The following is an 18,079-nucleotide window of genomic DNA, read 5'->3' on the forward strand; positions in this document are numbered from 1 at the left end:
GACCGGCAGCAGGCGGTCCAGGGGTGTTGATCAGCGTGCGGACACCGTCGTCGTCGGGGTGTTCCAGCCGGAGATCCGCAGGCTGGGCGCGGAACCGTGCAGGTCGGCGGTGCGGTAGGCGGCGGTGACAGTCGTCGATTCGCCGGGCCAGAGACTGACCTGGTTGTCGGACCACTGGACGGGCAGCACGGGCACGCCGTCGCCGTTCACAAGATGGACGTCCGTGAGCAGTGCCGGGGTCTTGCCCGTGCCCGAGTTGCGCACTGTGACCGTGGTCGTGGACGTCCCGTCGGCGCCCGTCGTGGTGTTCGCCGTCGTGGACAGGGCCGCCTTCGCCATGGAGCCCAGCCCCTTGAGGTCGGCGTACGCGGTGGTGGGTGTGTAGTACCAGTCGGTGTTGTCCCAGTCGAGGACGTCGGCCTTGGTGGACAGCCAGTACACGTTACGGCTCAACTCCTTGCCCGTACTGTCGGTGAGTACGAGCTTGGCCAGATACGTGGTGGACAGTCCGGCGACCGACAAGGGCAGGGTCAGCGCGGTGGTTTTCGCACCGTCGCCGGCCACCGTAAGCCCGGATGCGGTCCTGTCGTACTTCTGGGTGCCGTCGGTGTTGAACAGCGTCACGCGCGCGGTGAGTCCCGAGGCGGAAGCGCGCCGGTTGTTCACGAGGACCACCGACCGGCTGTCGTAGGAGTACTGGACATGCAGCGGCTCATTGGCCTTCTTGGCGCCGAAGTAGGCGCCGCCCTGGTCCAGGTAGCGGTCCAGCAGCTGCCAGTGCAGTGAGGTCCAGCCGCTGTTGAACATCCAGTACACGACGCCGGTGGAGGGCTTGGTGGAGTCGGTGGCATTCCGCCCGTACGACTCGAACTGCGCGCGCACGTTCTCGTACTGGGCGAGCTGCGCCTTGCGTACATAGTCATCGAGGCTCGTGGGGGCGCCGTAGCGGCCGCTCAGGGCGTCGTTGTAGAGCTTGAGAGTGCTGAAGGTGCTCGAGGGGGAGCGGTGGTACTGCTTGGCGGAGGGGTTGCGCCACAGCGTTTCCAGTTCGGCGGGGGACATCATGCGGCGCAAGGAGTCGAGTGTGGGGATATCGGGGCCGGCGCTGGTCTCGGAGTTGAAGCCGGTGGCTCCGCCCTCGCGCTTGGCATACCAGTAGTTGGGCGGGACCCAGTCGTAGGGGCCGGTCATCTTCATGCCCGAACTGCCTGAGATCGGCGAGGTTTTGGCCGAGGCCGCGGCGACCACCGGAGTGGACCAGTCGGTCTCCTTGAGGGCATCGATGTAGTTCTTCTCGGTCTTCGCGTCGGGGGCGAAGTCACTTCCGATCAGGAAGGAGATGACGCTGGGGTGGTCGCGCAGCCGTGCAGCCTCGGCGGCCATCGACGCCTTCGCGACCGGATAGTCGGCGTCGGTCCACCTGTCACCGGGCTCACCGCCGTTGTTGTTGCCCTCCCACTTGTCGCAGCATTCCCAGCCCGGCAGGGCCAGCACGCCGTAGCGGTCGGCGAGGTCGAAGAACTCGTCCGGCTCGATGTGTCCCTCCAGCCGGATGGTGTTGAGTCCCAGATCGAGCGCGTACTTGAGCCGGTCCGCCACGTACGTACGGTCCCAGCGCAGGAATTCGTCGGGGGACCAACCGCCGCCCTTGATGAGCAACGGGCGGCCGTTGATGCTGTACTGGCGGGCGCCGTCACTGTTCAGCGGTGCCTTCACATCCCGGATGCCGAAGGTCTCATGAGCGGTGTCGGACATGGTTCCGGTGACCGTGGCGGTCATGTCGAGGTTGTACAGCGGCTGCTCGCCCATCGAGGCGGGCCACCATACGCGCGGTGCCTGCAGGCGCAGTTGCGGGTAGGCGGCGGGGGTGAAGACGACCGTCTTCGTCTGGTGCGCGGCCAGAGTGACGTCCTGGCTGAAGGTACTGGTGCCGAGCGTGCCGGATACGGTGGCGGTGACCGGATTCGCCGAGTCGTTGCGGGCCTGCGCCTTGACGGTCACCTCGGCGGAGGAGAGCGAGGGCAGCGCGAGATTGGTGACAGCGTGCGTGTCGCGCAGCGCCACCGGGCCGCCGCGGCGCACCAGAACATCGCGCACGATGCCCATGTTCTCGTCCGGCGGAGGCTGCAGCCAGTCGATCCAGCCCATGGTGAGGTTCTTGTTGGGGTCGTTGGGCTGGACGCGGAACGCGACCGTGTTGGTGCCGGCCTTCACCAGGGCGGTGATACCGAGTTCATGGTGGGTGTACGCACCGGCCACCGCGCTCCTGGTCGCGATCTGGCTGCCGTTGACGTAGACATCGGCGGCGGAGATCACTCCGCTGAAGTCGAGGTAGGTGCGCCCTTCTTGCCCGCCGCCGGGCGGGAGGGGCCCAGCGGTGTCGGCGACCGTGAAGTCCGAGCGGTACCACCACGGGACCGCGAAGTCGGCCGCCGGGATCTTCTCGAGGTTGGTGGAGTAGAACGGATCGGCGTACGTGCCGTTCGCGAGCAGGGCGCCGAGCACGGTGGACCGTGGTCCGGCCGGATGCCAGCCGGTGGCCGGATACCCGGGGCTGGAGACAACGGCCGGGGAGTCGGAGACCTTGGCCGTCGACTGGATCCGGTAGCCGGACAGCGCGGTCCTGCTGCCGGGCGCGGTGGCGACGTGGGTCACCGCCGGTCCGCGGGCGGAGTGTCCGGCGGGGGTGGTGGACGTCGCGCTCCGGTGGAGTGTGAGGAGCAGGCCGAGGACGACGGCCGTGGCGGCCAGGCGCCGGTACAGGGCGGGGCGGTGGGCCACGGTGGTCTCCCAGGGGTCTGTTCGGAGCATCTGGGCTTTGGCAGCTTCGGCAGCTTCGGCGCATTCAAGTTAGGAACCTTTACTAACTTATTTTCGACGCTAGAGATCTGAGTGGGTCATGTCAATGAGGCGCCCCACTTGTTGCCCCGGATGGCGCAATCCGGGTGGGCGGCTGGGCGCCATCATCGCGAAGGTCATCGCTGTGTGTTGCTGCTCTCCGCCGCGCCGGCCCCGCCGACAGCGCCGCGAACGCGACGTCCGAATTCCGCCAGCCATAGCCCGCGACACGCCGCAGAGTTGATGGCGGAACACCGCTGAACCACCCAGAAAGGATCAGAACGATGACCCTCTGTACGACGATCGACAGCCCGCTCGGCGAACTGCTGCTGGTGGGCGAGAAGTCCGCCACAGCCAACGGCGGTACCGCGCTCGCCTCACTCTCCCTCCGCGGCCGGAAAGGCGGCGCAACAGTCCAGGACGGCTGGAGCGAGGACGCGGAGGCGTTCACCGAGATCGCCGCCCAGCTGAGGTCGTACTTCGACGGCAAGCGCACCCGCTTCGACGTCGAACTCCTCGTCACCGGCTCGGACTTCCAGCGACAGGTCTGGAACGCGCTGGAGACCATCCCGTACGGCAAGACCCTCAGCTACGGCGATATCGCCACGCAGATCGGCGCGCCCCGGGCCGCGGTCCGCGCCGTCGGCACCGCGATCGGCGCCAACCCGCTGCTCGTCGTACGCCCCTGCCACCGCGTGATCGGCGCCGACGGCTCACTCACCGGCTACGCCGGCGGCCTCGAGCGCAAGCGGCAGCTCCTCACTCACGAAGGCGTCCTGCAGGCCGCCTGAGCGCGGGCCTCGAACCACAGATCGAGGCCCCACCCTTCCCGGAGACATCGCATGATCACCGAAATCGCCTCCGCACGGGCTCACCAGCACGTGGACGTCGCTGACTGGACGGCCCTGGCCGACGAGCTGGACACCTACGGCTGCGCGCTCACCCCGCAGCTGCTGATCCCCGCCGAGTGCGCCGGCATCGCCGAACTGTACGAGCAGGAGCATCTGTTCCGCACCACCGTCGACATGGCCCGCCACCGCTTCGGCTCCGGCCGGTACCGCTACTTCAAGCACGATCTGCCCGAGCCGGTCGCCGAACTGCGCGCCGCGTTCTATCCGCACCTGCTGTCCATCGCCCGCGCCTGGGCCGAACGGCTCGGCCGCCCGGCGCCGTGGCCGGACACTCTGGAGGAGTGGCTGGCGATGTGCCACGAGGCCGGACAGGATCGCTCCGCGCAGATCCTCCTTCGCTACGAGGAAGGCGACTGGAACGCACTGCACCGCGACGTGTTCGGCGACATGCTCTTCCCGCTCCAGGTCGTCATCGGCCTCGACGAGCCGGGCGGCGACTACACCGGCGGCGAGTTCCTGCTCGTCGAACAGCGGCCCCGCGCCCAGTCCCGAGGCACGGCAACCGTCCTCCAGCGGGGCCATGGCCTGATCTTCACCACGCGCGACCGGCCGGTCCGCTCGAAGCGCGGCTGGTCCGCCGGCGCCATGCGGCACGGCGTGAGCACCGTCCGCTCCGGCCGCCGTCACGTGCTCGGGCTGGTCTTCCACGACGCGGCGTGATGCGCACGTACACCCTGCTCGGTGCCGATGGCCATGCCTGTCGCAGCACCACACCCGGCACGCTGGGCGGGCATTGGCGGAGCCGGCTGTACGGGCGGCTGGACTGCCCCTCCGCGCTGCGGGCCATCGCCCGCGGCGGCTACACCCGGCACCGTGTCTTCTTCGCCGACGAGAACACCGCCGTCGGGGCCGGATACCGTCCGTGCGCCGTGTGCCTGCCCCATCAGTACATGCGCTGGAAAGAGAATCGAGAGAGCACGACGTCATGAGAGTTCGGACGGAGCGGGAGCAGACCCGCTCACCCCTGATCAGTGCCGAGAACCTGGCCGCATACGGCGACCTGCCGCAGCCCGCCCCGCACACCGGGGCCGAACTCACGTCCCTCATAGGCCTGTTGACGCAGCAGAAGTCGCGGATCGAGACAGTCGCCGTCGGCCACAGCCGCGATGCCGCCTCCCGCGCCGCTGCCCAAGCCTTCACCGCCGCATGGCAGGCACGCGGCGGAAAGGTCCTCGCGGTGGTGGACTGGCCCGAGACGGCCGCGTCCTGGCTGCGCCCGGGCAGACGGCTGACCGCCGGGCCGCCGGACGCGTGGGTCGTGGCGGCGGCTCCGCCCGGCTTCGTCCAGCTGAGCCGCCGCCTGCGCCACAGCACCGACTGGGATCCGGCCCGCACCGTCGCCTTCGCGACCCTTGCGGACTCCCGCCTTCCGGCCCTCGCCGGACCGGATACCCTGCACGGGCTGCGTGGCGCGACCGCCGAGGGCGGCACCTGGGAGGTAAGCCACCGCTGGGTCACCTGCTACCCGCGGATGGGTCCTGCGGCTTGAGCGCGCCGCTTCCCGAGCGTTTCCACAGCGGCGATCACCCGGTCCCAGAACAGTTCCTGTTCCAAGGCCACCGCGACTCGCGCGTTCACGGGCCGGTCCAGGTACTGGTGCAGGTCCACCACGGTCGCCCCGCGCGTGTACTGGCCGCGCAGTTCCACCGCCACGCTCGCGTCGACGCAGCGTACGATCGCCGGGTCGATGACCCGGGCCACCGCGACGGGGTCGTGCAGCGGCGGGGCTTCGAAGCCCCACAGCCGCCGGTATCTGGATGCGAAGAAGGTCATCAACTGGGAGCACATACGGCCGAGTTCGGTGCCGAGCCCTTCGAGGCGGGCCAGCACCTCGGGCGTGGCGAGCGCCTGGTGGGTGACGTTGAGCCCGCACATCGTGAGCGGCACCCCGCTGCGGAAGACGATGTCCGCGGCTTCGGGGTCGACGTAGATGTTGAATTCGGCCGCCGGGGTCCTGTTGCCGCGTTCGGTGGAGCCGCCCATGAGCACGATCTCGCGGATGTGCGCGGCACTGTCCGGGTACCGGGTCAGCAGCAGGGCGATGTTGGTCAGCGGCGCCGTCGGGACGAGGGTGACGGGTTCCGGATGTTCGGTCAGGATCCGGTGGATGAGGTCCACCGCGTGCTCCGGGACCATGTCCACGGTGGGTTCCGTGAACTGCGGCCCGTCGAGGCCCGAGGCCCCATGGACGTCGTCCGCCACCAGCAGCGGCTGGACGAGCGGCCGTGCGCATCCGGCCGCGATGGGAACATCGGTGATCCCGGCGACGGTGCAGACCCGGCGCGCGTTCAAGGTGGTCTTCTCGACCGTCTGATTGCCGGCGACCGTGGTGATCGCGAGCAGGTCGATCGCGGCGTCTCCGGCCGCGAGCAGGATGGCGACGGCGTCGTCGTGCCCGGGATCGCAGTCGATGATGATCGGCACTGGCACGGTGCTTGCTCCTCGGCGCTCCGGGACGGCAACGTCTTCAGTGTGCCCCTGAGACGGTCCGGAGGGCGGCCCTCATCCCCTCCGGGCGTGGCCAGGCCCGTACGTCAGCCGCACGGGACGGCTGATCGCCCCGCCGGTCAGAGTGTGCGGTCGTCTCTGTGGGCTGCGTAGAAGTCGGCCTGGCGGGCCATGAGCGCGCGCATCGAAGTGCCGCGTGCGACGCCATAGACGGTTCCGGGGAAGTCAAGGCCGCGCTGCACCTCCCACAGTTCGTCGTGCTGGTCGGGGGAGAACAAGCGCGCCGGGTCTCCGGCGGCGATCCAGCCGATCGGGAGAACGGTGTCGGGCGCCAGCCGCGAGTTGACGTGAAGCACGCTGTTGAGCCGAAGTTCGGAGCGTGTGCCTGCCACGGCGCCCGGGAAGGCCGAGGCACCCGTCGCCACGAAGACCTCGTCCTCGACCGTCGCTCCGTTGATATGGGCGTGCGGGCCGATCAGCACCGCATCGCCGAGGATGGCGGGATGTTTCGCCCGGCCACGGACCAGCGCGTTCTCCAGCACCACCACGTTCGTGCCCGTGCGCACCTCGCCGTCCTCGGCAGTGAGTACGGCACCGTGCATGATGCGTGCCCCTTCGCCCAGGACGACCGCACCGCACAGGACTGCTGAGGGGGCGACGTAGGCAGAATCGGGAACGACAGGACACTTTCCGCGATGCTCGATCAACATCTGGCCGAGGGTAGGACACTCCTCGGGGCAGCAGCGGCAGCCGGTCCGTACCGCCCGGTTCTCAGATGTCCGGGAACACGGACGGAATGCCGAGAGTTCCGGCAATGGCCTGCCAGATCGCTGCCTGCGCGGTGTCGAGCGTGACCCGCGGGTCGTCCAGCATCAGCCGGATACCGAAGCCGTCGCACAGAGCGAGAACCAGCGTGCTGGTCGCGTCGATGTCGCAGTCGGCGAATTCACCGGTGCGGGTTCCCCGCCGCAGTGCCTCGGCCACCCAGGTGTGGAGCTGGTCGTACAGATCCACGGCGAGATGGTGTGCGGATTTGTCGCGCAGCGCCCGTACCCAGAGCTCCTGCCAGAGCTTCCAGTCCTGCCGGAGTTCCGGGTCCGTGGGCAGCATGCTGTGAACGATGCGTGCCAGCGTGACCGAGGCCGGGACCGAGTCGGCGTCGCGTTCGAGTTCGGTGCCGGTCTGGGCGAAGGAGTGTGTCATCGCTTCCGCGAAGAGCTTCTCGCGGGTCTCGAAGTGGTAGTGCAGCAGAGCCGTCGACACGCCGGCGTGCTCGGCGACCATGCGCATACGGATCTTCTCGAAGCCGACCTCGGCAATCACTTCGCACGCGGCGGAGAGAATCCGCTCACGTGTCTCGAGCGTGCGTTCGGCCTTGGCCACGTTACTGCTCCCGTTCCGTATCGCCGCCCATATGCGGTGGGCGGGGCCGCCTGCCCGCCCCGCGCCTCTCCATCTTCCCGTATCTCGCCCGGCGCCGGACCCCGGGCCCCTGGCCACAGGCGCCGCGAAACGTGCGCCGCACGGCGCCGATTCATCGGTACGTGTGGAAGCCCCTGCCCGACTTACGGCCGAGCAGGCCCGCGTCGACCATCCGGGCCAGCAGCGGCGGCGGTGCGTAGAGCGGCTCCCGGAACTCCTCGTACATCGACTCCGCGATGGCCTGCGTGGTGTCCAGTCCGATGAGATCGGTCAGGGCGAGCGGACCGAGCGGGTGGGCGCAGCCCAGGGTCATGCCCCGGTCGATGTCCTCGACCGACGCCGTACCGGACTCGACCATCCGTACGGCGGCAAGCAGGTACGGAACCAGCAGGGCGTTGACGATGAACCCGGCACGGTCCCGGGCGCGGACGACCTGCTTGCCCAGCACATCGGAGGCGAACGCCTCCGCGCGCTGTGCGGTGCTCTCGCCGGTCAGCAGCGACGGCACCAGCTCGACCAGCGGGAGGACCGGGACGGGATTGAAGAAGTGCAGGCCCACCACGTGTTCCGGGCGCGCCGTGGCCGCGGCCAGTCGGATGACCGGTATGGAGGAGGTGTTGGACGCCAGAATCGCGTCCTGACGTTTCACGGTCGTGTCCAGCCGGGCGAAGACCTCCACCTTCCCCGCTTCGTCCTCGGCAACGGCCTCCACGACCAGATCCCGGTCGGCCATCAGGTCCATGTCCGTGGTCGTCGCGATCCGGGCCAGCGCGGCATCCCGCTCCTCGGCGGACAGTTTTCCGGCGGCGGTGGCCCGGTCGAACGAGGCGGTGATGCGTCTGTGCCCGGCGTCCGCCGCCGCGCGGCTCGCCTCGACCACGATCACGTCTCGTCCCGCCCGCGCGCACACTTCGGCGATGCCGGATCCCATGAGGCCGCAGCCGACGATCCCGATCCGCTCGATACCGGCCATTGCTTCTCCTCGGTTCTCCCTGACGGTCTTACGGGCCATGAGCTGCGGGTCACCGCGCCGCCGCCCGGACCCGGTCGCGTGGACCGGGCCCGGCGGCCAGCAGCGTTCAGCCGGCGGACGGCATCTGCAGAACGCCCGTGCCCCGCTTGACCAGTTCACCCGCGATGATCAGGCGCTGGATCTCGGAGGTGCCTTCCCAGATGCGGTCGACGCGCAGCTCGCGGTAGAGGCGTTCGACGGGGTAGGAGCGGTCGTAGCCGCGGCCGCCGAAGATCTGGACGCACCGGTCGATGACGCGCCCGGCCGCCTCGCTCGCCGACAGCTTGGCGATCGCCGCCTTGGCGTGCAGGGTCTTGCGGTCGGCCCGCCCTTCGTCCACCTCCCAGGCGACCTGGTGGGTGTAGGCGCGGTTGACTGCGATGTCGACGGCGCAGTCGGCGAGCATGCCCTGGATGAGCTGGAAGTCGGCGATGGGGGAGCCGAACTGGCGGCGCTCGACGGCCCAGTCGCGGGCGAGCTCCAGCGCCCGTTCGGCCGCGCCCGTCGTCCGCGCGGCGATCATCAGCCGCTCCTCGGTGAACCAGGACCGCGTGATGTCGTACCCGTTCCCGATGCCGCCGAGGACCGCGTCCTCGGGGACATGGACATTCGTGAACGTGAACTCGGGGTGCTCGTAGACGAAGGTGTGCATGAAGCGCGGCACGCGGGTCATCTCGATGCCGGGCGTCTCCTTGTCGACGAGGAAAAGGGTCGGGGCCCGCTCCTCACCGGCAGCGGCCAGCACAATCATGAAATCCGCGTGGTCGCCGACGGTGACGAACCACTTCTCGCCGTTCAGCACCCAGCCGCTGCCGGTCCGCGTCGCGGTGGTCTTCAGATTCTGCGGATCCGATCCGGCCTCGGGCTCGGTCACCGCGTAGCAGTCACGGCGCCTTCCCTGGATGACAGGGACGAGGTACCGCTCGCGCTGCTCGGGCGTGCAGAAGCGCAGGGCGTTCGCCGGCCGCCACACCGTGTCCCACAGGGCACCGGTGAGCCGGCCGAGCTCCTCCTGGACGGTGGCCTGCTCCAGGATCGAGAGACCGGCACCGCCCCACTCCGTCGGCATGTTGACGGCCTGCAGCCCGCTGCCGAGCACGGCGTCGCGGATCTCGGCATGGGCCTGCGGGGGCAGGCCGTTGTTCTCCTCGCAGTCGAGCTCGTACTTCATGATGAAGTCGGTGAGCCCGCGCGCGGAGCTCTTGAGCTCCTCCTGACGGGCGGTGAGGCGGAAGTCCATGTCATTCCTCAAAGTTGTCGGGTACGAACGTGTGCCGGCGGGGGCGGCGTGGGGCGTCAGGAGGCGGGCAGGGCAAGTGCCCTGGTGCCGCGCTTGATGAGCTCGTTGGCCACGATCAGGCGCTGGATCTCGGAGGTGCCTTCCCAGATGCGGTCGACGCGCAGCTCGCGGTACATGCGCTCGACGGGGTAGGAGCGGTCGTAGCCGCGGCCGCCGAAGATCTGGACGCACCGGTCGATGACGCGCCCGGCGGCCTCGCTCGCCGACAGCTTGGCGATCGCCGCCTTGGCGTGCAGGGTCTTGCGGTCGGCCCGCCCTTCGTCCACCTCCCAGGCGACCTGGTGGGTGTAGGCGCGGTTGACTGCGATGTCGACGGCGCAGTCGGCGAGCATGCCCTGGATGAGCTGGAAGTCGGCGATGGGGGAGCCGAACTGGCGGCGCTCGACGGCCCAGTCGCGGGCGAGTTCCAGCGCCCGTTCGGCCGCGCCCGTCGTCCGCGCGGCGATCATCAGCCGCTCGTCCGTGAACCACTCCTTCGTCAGTTCGTAGCCGTTGCCGACGCCGCCGAGCACGTCCTCGTCGGGGACGAAGACATCGGTGAAGGTGAACTCGGGATGCCCGTTCACCGCGGAGTGCATGAAACGCGGCACGCGCGTCATCTCGACGCCGGGCGCATGCTTGTCCACGAAGAACAGCGTCGCCGCGCGCTCCGGGCCCGCATCGGCCTGCACCAGCAGGAAGTCGGCGATGTCCCCACAGGTTACGAACCACTTCTCGCCGTTCAGCAGCCAGCCGCCGATGGTGCGATCGGCGGTGCTGGTGCCCGAGCCGGGGTCCGAGCCCGCTCCCGGTTCGGTCACCGCGAAAGCGTCGAACCGCTCGCCCCGGACGACGGGAAGCAGGTACTTCTCCCGCTGCGCCTCCGTGCCGTACGCCAGCACGTTGGCAGGCCGCCACGGGATGTCCCAGAGGCAGTTGGTGACCTTCCCGAACTCCTCCTCGACGATGACCTGGTCGAGCAGGGACAGCCCGGCCCCACCCCACTCGGCGGGCATATTGATCGCGTACACGCCGGCGTCGATCGCGGCGCGGGTCAGCTCGCGGACCGTGTCGGCGGGCAGCGGACCGCCCGCCTCCTCCGACTGGTTCTCGTACTGCATCAGAAGCCGCGCATACGCGGCGGCCCGCGCCTTGAGGTCGGCCTGCTCGGGTGTGTAGCAGAAGTCCATCGTGTCCTCCGAGAAGTGGTGAGGGGGAGTGGGTCGTCAGACGAGTACGGCCCGGGCGTCCAGGGCCAGTACGCCGTCCGGGCGGACCAGCAGCGGGTTGACCTCGAGCTCGGCGATCTCCGGGTGGGCAGCGGCGACGGCGGTGATGCGCTCGATGACGGCCGCAGCGGCCGCCACATCGACGGCCGGCCGACCCCGGACGCCCGCCAGCAGTGCGGCGGTACGCAGACCGCGCAGCAGATGTCCGGCCCGGCGGGCCGGGACGGGCGCCAGGGAGAAGGCGACATCGTGCAGCGTCTCGGTGAGGACGCCACCGAGACCCACCATGGCGACCGGACCGAACTGCGGATCGCGGTTCACCCCCACGATCAGCTCAACGCCGTCCGTGAGGTCGGCCATCGCCTCGACCGAGTAGGAAGGCGCGCCGAGCCTGGCGCGCATGTCCCGGTAGGCGGCGGTGAGCGCGTGCCGGTCCGCGAGCCGCAGCGCCACGCCGCCCGCGTCGGACTTGTGCAGTACGTGCAGGGCTTTGAGGACGTACGGACCGGCGAACTCCTCGGCCGCGGCGAGCAGTCCGGCCTCATCGGTGATCTCCCGCGCCGGCGGGAACGGCACACCCGCCGCACTGAGGAGGCCCCGGACCCCGTGGTACCCGGCGTCCCGCAGAGGGGCCGCCGCCGGTGGCAGCGAGGCGACACCGGGCGGACCGCCCGCCTCGCGGACCGTCATCGCCGCAAGCGCGCGGGCGGCGTCCTCGGTACAGGAGAACACCGGTATCCCTGCGTCGGCCAGCACCTGGCAGCTCGTCGACCGCGGATACATCGACTGCACGACAAGCGGCTTGGGCGTTGCCCTCCGGTGCGTGACGATCGCCCGGGCGGCCTGCAACTCGCCCTCGGCGAGCGCGGATCCACCGCTGCCGAGGCCTCCGTCGGAAGCCGCGTAACCGCCGAAGTAGCCCGTCATCAGCACGGCGTCGACCTCGTCGGTGGCGAGCAGCCCGCCGACCGTGTCGGCGTACGACCCGGGGTTCTGCTCGCCCATCCCGGCCAGGTCCACGGGATTGCCGACCGCGGACTGCTCCCACAGCACGGTTCTCAACCTTTCCTGCGCCGTTGCGCCGAGTTCGGGCACCTCAAGACCGGCGGCCTCGGCGGCGTCGGCGGCGATCGCGCCATGTCCACCGCCGTCCGTGAAGACCGTGGTACGCCGTCTGCTCGTCCGCAGGCCGGCGTTGAGCGCGGCGAGGACGACGGTCATCTCGCGCGGCGTGGCGACGAGTTCCACCCCCGCGTCGCGGCACGCCGCGGCCACGACGTCGGACGACGTGGTGAGGGCGCCGGTGTGCGACTGGGCGCTGCGGGCCGAGGCGGTGCCGCGCCCGGCAGTGAGCAGTACGACCGGCTTGCCTGCCGCGGCGGCCGCCCGGGCGAAGGCACGGCCGTCCCCGAAGTCCTCGGCGTACACGGCGATGGCCCGGGTGGCCTCGTGCCGCGCACAGTCCTCGACGAGGTCGACGAGAGTGACATCGGCCTGGTTGCCGAGGGAGACGAAGCGGGAGAAGCCGAGGCCGTGCGGCGCGCAGCGGAGCTGGAGCTCGAGCGCGAGGTTGCCGCTCTGGCTCAGCAGTGCGATGTCGCCGGGCGCGAAGCTGTCCGAGGCGAGGTACAGCTGGGTCGTGTTGTCCGCGATCCCGAGGCAGTTGGGGCCGACCAGGACCGCTCCGGCGGCGCGTACGCGATCGGCGATCGCCCGCTGCCGGGCCAGTCCGGCCGGGCCCGTTTCGGCGAAGCCGGCGGTGATGCCGACGATCGCCCGGGCTCCGCAGGCCAGCGCGTCGTCGACGGCGGCCTCAAAACCGGGGCCCGGCACGGAGATGACCACCAGGTCGACAGGTTCGCCGATCTCCGTGAGGCTGGTGGCCGCGGCGCGGCCGAGGACCGTACCGCCGCGGCGGTTCACCAGATGCACGGGGCGCCGCTCGGGGTCGCGCAGCGCCTGTGCGGCCACCGCGTGGCCGTACTTCGCCGGGTCGTTGCTGGCGCCGACCACGGCGACGGACTTGGGGTCGAAGAGAGCGGTCAGATCACGTCCCATGTCACTTCTCCAGCCGGAGGGCGGAGTTGGGGCAGACCTCGGCGCAGGCGCGGGCCGCGTCCTCGCCGCCGTCCGGCACCGGTACGGCGACGACCGTGGCGTAGCCCCATTCGTCGAGCTCGACGAGGCCGGGGGCGTGCTCCTGGCAGAGGCCGTAGCCCTGGCAGCGTGTGGAGTCCAGAAGGAGTTTCACGGTGTTCCTTTCAGCGCGGGCACGGGGGAGGAGCCGGGCAGTGGGGCATCGGACGGGGTCGCGTCCATGACGTCCGGTACGGGCACGGAGAGCCGGTGGCCACCGCTGGGAGGGCTTGCGTCGCAGGCCGGACACGGGGTGCCGAGGTGGGCTCGGACGGGTTCGGGGAAGGCGAGCAGGAGGCTTCCTGCGGTGCCCGCGGCGGCGTCGAGCAGGCCGCACGCGCCACGCCCGGGCAGGCCGGACGACCACCGGAGCAGCCGCTCGACGGAGTCGGGCCCGGCCGTGCCGGCGGTCAGCCGGTGCAGGGTGTCGCTGATCGCGGCCGTGCCCGACACACAGACGCCGCACTGCCGGGAGCTCTCGGCCGCGAGATGATCCACGGCGTCGGCGGCGACCGCCACCGGGCACTCGCCCGGGGCGAGGAAGCGGATGGCCCCGCAGCCCAGCGCCGTGCCGGCGGCGGTGAGCGCGCCGGGATCGAGCGGGAGGCCGAGTGAGCCGGCGCCGATCAACCCGCCGAAGAGCCCGCCCATCAGCGCCCCGGTGGCGTCGGGAGTGCCCTGGGCCGCGGCCAGCGCCGCCAGCGTGGAGCCGTACGGAACTTCGGTGAGCAGCGGAGTTCCGTGGCGGCCGGACAGGGTCAGCAGCGTGGCGCGGGCGATCCGGCGGCGCAGCTCCGGTCGGCCGGCGATGAGGGCGATACGGGCCAGCGTCTCGACATTGGAGACGAGCGTCGGCTCGTCCCCGACTCCCCGCTCGAACGGCCGGGGCGGCTTGGCGGTGGGCATGGCCGGACCGCCGTTGATCCTCCGTACGACCGCGGTCTCCTCGCCGGCGACGTAGGTGTGTCCGGTCTCGATCACCTCGACCGGCAGCCGCGGCGGGCGCTCGGCGAGGGCATGGCGGACGCGTGCGCCGGCGTAGGGGTCGGAGAGGTAGATGAAGCCCCGTACGGCTCCGGTGATCGCGGCGGCGCGGGCGAGGCCGTCCAGGACGAGATGGGGCCGGGCCCGCAGCAGCCAGCGGTCCTTGACCGAGCCGGGCTCGCCCTCTTCCCCGTTCGCCACCACCACTGGAGCGCCGCCGGCGTCACGGACTGTCCGCAGCTTCACGGCGACGGGGAATCCGGCGCCGCCGCGGCCCCGCAGCCCGGCCGCCGCGATATGGGCCAGCAGCACGTCCGGGCCTACGGCGTCCCGGTAGCCGCCCGTCGCGGCGTACGCCTCGGCGCTCTCCGCCACGGCCGGTGCCGCTCCGAGGAGGGAGCCCGTCCGGGCCGGTATCTGGGACAGGATCCCGGTCATCCCCGGCTTCCTTCCGCTACATGGGTACGCAGGGTGCGCACCGCGTGTTCGAGAGCTGTGCGGTCCGCCGCGGTTCGGCCGTATCCGGGTCCCGGAAGGCCGATGAGCATGCGGTGGTGGTCGAGCACCACCTCTCCCGCGAGCAGGGCGGCCCGGGGGTCGCCCGGGCGGGAGCCGTCGGCGACGGCGGTCACCAGACCGGTGACCTCCGCGAGATAGCGCAGCCAGCCGCGCCGGCTGCCGTGCAGGATCAAGGTCTCCACACGGCGGCGCTCGGCGGCCGCCAGTTGCGGTGGCGTCGCGGCCTGACCCCGCGCACCGGTGCGCAGGGCGGCGACGCTGGGTGGCAGCTCCCGCTCCGGTTCGGGAGTGAGCCCGAGCCATACGAGACTCCGACGACCGCTCATGCCTGCCTCCGGGAGGGATGGGAGAGCCGTCACGGCCCGACCGGGCCGGCAGTGGCCAAGGGGTGCGATGTGCGCTGTCTGTGGCTCACTGCCGGGAACCGGGGTGCCGTGCGACGGGAAATCGGCTGTACGGACCGGGCGTGGGCGCCCGGGAGGCTGCCGTCGTCCGGCTCGACGGGAAACGACGAAACGCGGGGAGCAGCGATGAGGACTACGCTAACTAATCAGTTAGTCAGTTCACAAGTCTTGACACTGCGGAAACGCGGCAGCAATCTGACTGACCAATTAGTCAGCGCGGCTTTCCCGGTGTCTCACCACGGCCCGCAGACAGCCCCTGGGCCGCCTCAACACCGATCGCCGCGTATGCGGCATGGAGGAGTCAGCCGATGCAGCCCGAAGCCCCCGAAACCTCTGCGCCAGCAAAGGCCTCGGAAGCCCCCGAAGCCTCTGCGCCATCGATGGCCTCGGAAGCCCCCGAAGCCTCCGCCGCACTTCAGGACCACCTCAGCCCCGGGCAGGCCCTGCCTGCCCGCTACTACACCGACGCCGGCACGGCCGCCGCCGAGACCCGGCACATCTTCGCCAAGTCCTGGCAGCTCGTGTGCCACGAATCCGACCTGCCCGGACCAGGCGCCCGGCTCGCCGCCACGGTCGCCGACCGCGAGGTACTGGTGGTCCGGACCGAGGACGGCAGTCTGGCAGCCCACCTCAATGTCTGCCGCCACCGCGGAACACGCCTGGTCACCAGCCCCGAACCGGCCGGAAAGGCGATCCGCTGCCCGTACCACGGCTGGACGTACAGACTCGACGGACGGCTGGTCGGCGCCCCCGAGGCGCGGCAGATCCCCTGCCTGGACAAACCCAGGCTCGGGCTGTTCCCCGTCCGCGTCGAGTCGTTCCTCGGCTTCGTCTTCGCCAACCTCGACCCGGACGCCGCACCGCTGGCGAAGCAGTGCGCCGGCCTCGCCGAGGCGGTCGGCCACTACGCAGGCACCGATCTGGTGCCGATCGGCCGCAGCCGCATCCACGACCTGGAAGGCGCCGAGGTCCAGCACGCCAACTGGAAGGTCGCCGTCGACAACTACCTCGAGGGCTACCACGTGCCGGTCGCCCACCCCGGGCTGATGCGGCTGCTCGACTACCAGGGCTACACCAGCGAGATCGGTGAGGCGTACACGCTGTTCGCCTCGCCCCTGCGCGACAAGCCGTCCTCGAACTGGGCGGAGCGCCTCTACCAGCGCATCACCGCCCCCATGCCCGGTCTGACCGAGGCCGACCGCCGGGTCTGGCGGTACGCCGTGATCTACCCCAACACACTTATCGACTTCTACCCCGACCATGTGCTTGCCTGGACCGCGATCCCGACGGCGGTGGATCGCGTGGCCGTACCCGGAGCGTTCTACACCCGCCGTGGCACCGGACTGCGCACCAAGCTCGCCCGGCGGCTGAACATCCACATCGGCTGGATCACCAACGACGAGGACGCCGAACTGGTGGCCCGTGTGCAGAAAGGACTCACCACACCGGGCTTCGAACCTGGGCCCCTGTCCCGGCGCGAGTCCGCGGTCGGCTGGTTCGCCGACCGCGTCCGCGCCGACCTGGACGGCGTGGAGCCCTGACCGAACCTGTCCCAGCGGCCGCCGGGCAGCACTGAGCTGACCCCCTCGCGGCCGGCGTGGAGCCCGAACCGCCAAGGCCACCCCCCTGTCGAGTACGCCGTCGGTCCCCCCGAACCGACCCCGCGGCTCCCCGGTCCCGCACGTGCATGCGTGCCAGGGACCACCCCGCCCGCACCAGGTGTCCGTTGCCCCGCGGACCCCACGGAGAGGACCTCGTATGTCCCCCGAAGCATTTTCCCCCTCCCGCCGCTCCTTCCTGCGCACCGGCTCCGCCGCGGCCGTCGGTCTCGGCCTGACCGCGGCCGGCTGCGGATTCTCCTCCTCCGGCCCCGCCGCGCAGAAGGCCGAGGACAAACTCATCGACGTCAAGGTCGACGGTGATCTCGTCTACTTCAACTGGGCCGACTTCGTCGACCCGGCCGTCTTCGCCGGATTCGAGAAGGAGTACGGAGTCAAGGTCATCCAGTCGAACTTCGACTCGATGGAAGGCATGGCCGCCAAGCTCAACGCCGGCAACCGCTACGACATCATCTTCCCCACCGCGAAATGGGCCCAGCGGCTGGCGGAAGGAAACCGGCTGCGCCCCATCGACCACACCCGGCTGAAGAACGCCGACGCCGTCTTCACCCACTACGACTACTTCGCCGACCCCTGGTACGACCCCGGAGCCCGGCACACCCTCCCCTTCACCATGTACAAGACCGGGATCGGCTGGCGGAAGGACAAGATCGGCAGCGACCTGGCCGGCTCCTGGGGCGATCTGTGGAACGCCCGGGCCAAGGGCAAGGTGTTCCTGCTCGACGACCGGGACGAAGCCCTGGGCATGGGGGCGCTCAAGCTCGGTCTCGACGTCTCCACGAGCGTCGAGGGTGAGCTGAGCCGTATCACCGACTCCCTGCGCTCGCTGCGGCCCCATCTGCGCGGCTTCTCCAGCGACAGCTACAACAACCTGCTCACCGGCAACGCGGCCATGACCCAGGCATGGAGCGGCGATATGGCCGCCATGCTCAACCAGGCGAAGGACCCCTCGATCTTCGGCTTCGAAGTCGCGAAGGAAGGGGCTCCGATCAACTCGGACTGCTACGCCATCCCCTCCGACGCCCGCCACCCCGGCACGGCGATGCTCTTCATCGACTACATGCTCCGCCCGGAGAACGTGAAGAAGAACATCGAGTACATCGGCTATCCCATGCCGGTCGGCGGCAGCGAAAAAACCTACGCCGCGCTCGTGGAGCCGTTCCCCGAGTGCCAGGTCTCCGCCGACGACCTGACGGACGAGCTCTACTTCCGCAATGCCACCTCCGAGGGCGAACAGGCCCGCGACACCGCCTGGACCCGTGTGAAGGCCGGCTGACG

At 70.3% G+C, this 18,079-nt stretch carries 17 protein-coding genes; 6 read left to right on the forward strand and 11 right to left on the reverse strand.

Annotated features, from left to right (window positions below):
- Positions 1-30 precede the first annotated feature (30 nt).
- Positions 31-2,811, reverse strand: coding sequence for a glycoside hydrolase family 2 protein (locus tag OG735_RS37865; protein ID WP_327327665.1), 2,781 nt, complete (start codon positions 2,809-2,811; stop codon positions 31-33).
- A gap of 311 nt (positions 2,812-3,122) precedes the next feature.
- Between OG735_RS37865 and OG735_RS37870 the strand changes: the two genes are divergently transcribed.
- From OG735_RS37870 to OG735_RS37885, 4 genes are read left to right on the forward strand one after another with little or no spacing between them, the layout of a single operon-like run.
- Positions 3,123-3,629 carry a methylated-DNA--[protein]-cysteine S-methyltransferase gene (locus OG735_RS37870; protein ID WP_327327666.1) on the forward strand — a complete coding sequence of 169 codons (507 nt, stop codon included), beginning with the start codon at positions 3,123-3,125 and terminating at the stop codon, positions 3,627-3,629.
- A 51-nt stretch (positions 3,630-3,680) separates the two neighbouring features.
- Positions 3,681-4,409, forward strand: coding sequence for a 2OG-Fe(II) oxygenase (locus OG735_RS37875; RefSeq protein ID WP_327327667.1), 729 nt, complete (start codon positions 3,681-3,683; stop codon positions 4,407-4,409).
- Complete coding sequence (locus OG735_RS37880; protein ID WP_327327668.1) at positions 4,409-4,678, forward strand: metal-binding protein; 270 nt, start codon at positions 4,409-4,411, stop codon at positions 4,676-4,678. Before OG735_RS37875 ends, OG735_RS37880 begins: the two co-directional genes overlap by 1 nt.
- Entirely contained in the window at positions 4,675-5,238 is a 564-nt protein-coding gene (locus OG735_RS37885) for an ABC transporter substrate-binding protein (protein ID WP_327327669.1), read from the forward strand. Before OG735_RS37880 ends, OG735_RS37885 begins: the two co-directional genes overlap by 4 nt.
- Here the strand turns inward: OG735_RS37885 and OG735_RS37890 are convergent.
- The 10 genes from OG735_RS37890 to OG735_RS37935 all read right to left on the reverse strand — a co-directional run bounded on the left by OG735_RS37890 (position 5,211) and on the right by OG735_RS37935 (position 15,104).
- On the reverse strand, positions 5,211-6,179 hold the full coding sequence (locus tag OG735_RS37890; RefSeq protein WP_327327670.1) for a nucleoside hydrolase: 969 nt from the start codon (positions 6,177-6,179) through the stop codon (positions 5,211-5,213). The genes OG735_RS37885 and OG735_RS37890 overlap by 28 nt on opposite strands.
- 137 nt (positions 6,180-6,316) lie before the next feature.
- The gene (locus OG735_RS37895) at positions 6,317-6,907 is read right to left on the reverse strand and encodes a gamma carbonic anhydrase family protein (RefSeq protein ID WP_327327671.1); all 591 of its coding nucleotides are present in this window, start codon (positions 6,905-6,907) and stop codon (positions 6,317-6,319) included.
- Positions 6,908-6,968: 61 nt separating this feature from the next.
- Entirely contained in the window at positions 6,969-7,580 is a 612-nt protein-coding gene (locus OG735_RS37900) for a TetR/AcrR family transcriptional regulator (RefSeq protein WP_327327672.1), read from the reverse strand.
- Positions 7,581-7,731: 151 nt separating this feature from the next.
- Positions 7,732-8,592, reverse strand: a complete 861-nt coding sequence (locus tag OG735_RS37905; protein ID WP_327327673.1) for a 3-hydroxybutyryl-CoA dehydrogenase — start codon at positions 8,590-8,592, stop codon at positions 7,732-7,734.
- 106 nt (positions 8,593-8,698) lie between these two features.
- Entirely contained in the window at positions 8,699-9,871 is a 1,173-nt protein-coding gene (locus OG735_RS37910; RefSeq protein ID WP_327327674.1) for an acyl-CoA dehydrogenase family protein, read from the reverse strand.
- Between the two features lie 56 nt (positions 9,872-9,927).
- Positions 9,928-11,100 (reverse strand): acyl-CoA dehydrogenase family protein, encoded by a 1,173-nt coding sequence (locus tag OG735_RS37915; protein ID WP_327327675.1) that lies wholly within the window; start codon positions 11,098-11,100, stop codon positions 9,928-9,930.
- Positions 11,101-11,136: 36 nt separating this feature from the next.
- Positions 11,137-13,197 carry an acetate--CoA ligase family protein gene (locus tag OG735_RS37920; RefSeq protein ID WP_327327676.1) on the reverse strand — a complete coding sequence of 687 codons (2,061 nt, stop codon included), beginning with the start codon at positions 13,195-13,197 and terminating at the stop codon, positions 11,137-11,139.
- A 1-nt stretch (position 13,198) separates the two neighbouring features.
- Positions 13,199-13,390, reverse strand: coding sequence for a ferredoxin (locus tag OG735_RS37925; protein WP_327327678.1), 192 nt, complete (start codon positions 13,388-13,390; stop codon positions 13,199-13,201).
- Complete coding sequence (locus OG735_RS37930; RefSeq protein ID WP_327327679.1) at positions 13,387-14,697, reverse strand: NADH-ubiquinone oxidoreductase-F iron-sulfur binding region domain-containing protein; 1,311 nt, start codon at positions 14,695-14,697, stop codon at positions 13,387-13,389. Before OG735_RS37930 ends, OG735_RS37925 begins: the two co-directional genes overlap by 4 nt.
- The gene (locus tag OG735_RS37935; RefSeq protein WP_327327680.1) at positions 14,694-15,104 is read right to left on the reverse strand and encodes a hypothetical protein; all 411 of its coding nucleotides are present in this window, start codon (positions 15,102-15,104) and stop codon (positions 14,694-14,696) included. Before OG735_RS37935 ends, OG735_RS37930 begins: the two co-directional genes overlap by 4 nt.
- Before the next feature lie 458 nt (positions 15,105-15,562).
- Here OG735_RS37935 and OG735_RS37940 point away from each other — a divergent pair, with 458 nt between their 5' ends.
- Complete coding sequence (locus OG735_RS37940) at positions 15,563-16,723, forward strand: aromatic ring-hydroxylating oxygenase subunit alpha (RefSeq protein ID WP_327327681.1); 1,161 nt, start codon at positions 15,563-15,565, stop codon at positions 16,721-16,723.
- Between the two features lie 217 nt (positions 16,724-16,940).
- Positions 16,941-18,077 (forward strand): polyamine ABC transporter substrate-binding protein, encoded by a 1,137-nt coding sequence (locus OG735_RS37945; protein ID WP_327327682.1) that lies wholly within the window; start codon positions 16,941-16,943, stop codon positions 18,075-18,077.
- Positions 18,078-18,079 lie beyond the last annotated feature (2 nt).

This window comes from Streptomyces sp. NBC_01210 (genome assembly GCF_036010325.1).
Lineage (GTDB): Bacteria > Actinomycetota > Actinomycetes > Streptomycetales > Streptomycetaceae > Streptomyces.

Bases quoted from the DNA above. Each gene is read 5' to 3' on its own strand.
- OG735_RS37875 (WP_327327667.1), top strand. From the start codon at position 3,681: ATGATCACCGAAATCGCCTCCGCACGGGCTCACCAGCACGTGGACGTC.
- OG735_RS37880 (WP_327327668.1), top strand. From the start codon at position 4,409: ATGCGCACGTACACCCTGCTCGGTGCCGATGGCCATGCCTGTCGCAGC.
- OG735_RS37910 (WP_327327674.1), bottom strand. From the start codon at position 9,871: ATGGACTTCCGCCTCACCGCCCGTCAGGAGGAGCTCAAGAGCTCCGCG.
- OG735_RS37865 (WP_327327665.1), bottom strand. From the start codon at position 2,811: ATGCTCCGAACAGACCCCTGGGAGACCACCGTGGCCCACCGCCCCGCC.
- OG735_RS37945 (WP_327327682.1), top strand. From the start codon at position 16,941: ATGTCCCCCGAAGCATTTTCCCCCTCCCGCCGCTCCTTCCTGCGCACC.
- OG735_RS37885 (WP_327327669.1), top strand. From the start codon at position 4,675: ATGAGAGTTCGGACGGAGCGGGAGCAGACCCGCTCACCCCTGATCAGT.
- OG735_RS37940 (WP_327327681.1), top strand. From the start codon at position 15,563: ATGGCCTCGGAAGCCCCCGAAGCCTCCGCCGCACTTCAGGACCACCTC.
- OG735_RS37920 (WP_327327676.1), bottom strand. From the start codon at position 13,197: ATGGGACGTGATCTGACCGCTCTCTTCGACCCCAAGTCCGTCGCCGTG.
- OG735_RS37935 (WP_327327680.1), bottom strand. From the start codon at position 15,104: ATGAGCGGTCGTCGGAGTCTCGTATGGCTCGGGCTCACTCCCGAACCG.
- OG735_RS37870 (WP_327327666.1), top strand. From the start codon at position 3,123: ATGACCCTCTGTACGACGATCGACAGCCCGCTCGGCGAACTGCTGCTG.
- OG735_RS37915 (WP_327327675.1), bottom strand. From the start codon at position 11,100: ATGGACTTCTGCTACACACCCGAGCAGGCCGACCTCAAGGCGCGGGCC.
- OG735_RS37895 (WP_327327671.1), bottom strand. From the start codon at position 6,907: ATGTTGATCGAGCATCGCGGAAAGTGTCCTGTCGTTCCCGATTCTGCC.
- OG735_RS37930 (WP_327327679.1), bottom strand. From the start codon at position 14,697: ATGACCGGGATCCTGTCCCAGATACCGGCCCGGACGGGCTCCCTCCTC.
- OG735_RS37905 (WP_327327673.1), bottom strand. From the start codon at position 8,592: ATGGCCGGTATCGAGCGGATCGGGATCGTCGGCTGCGGCCTCATGGGA.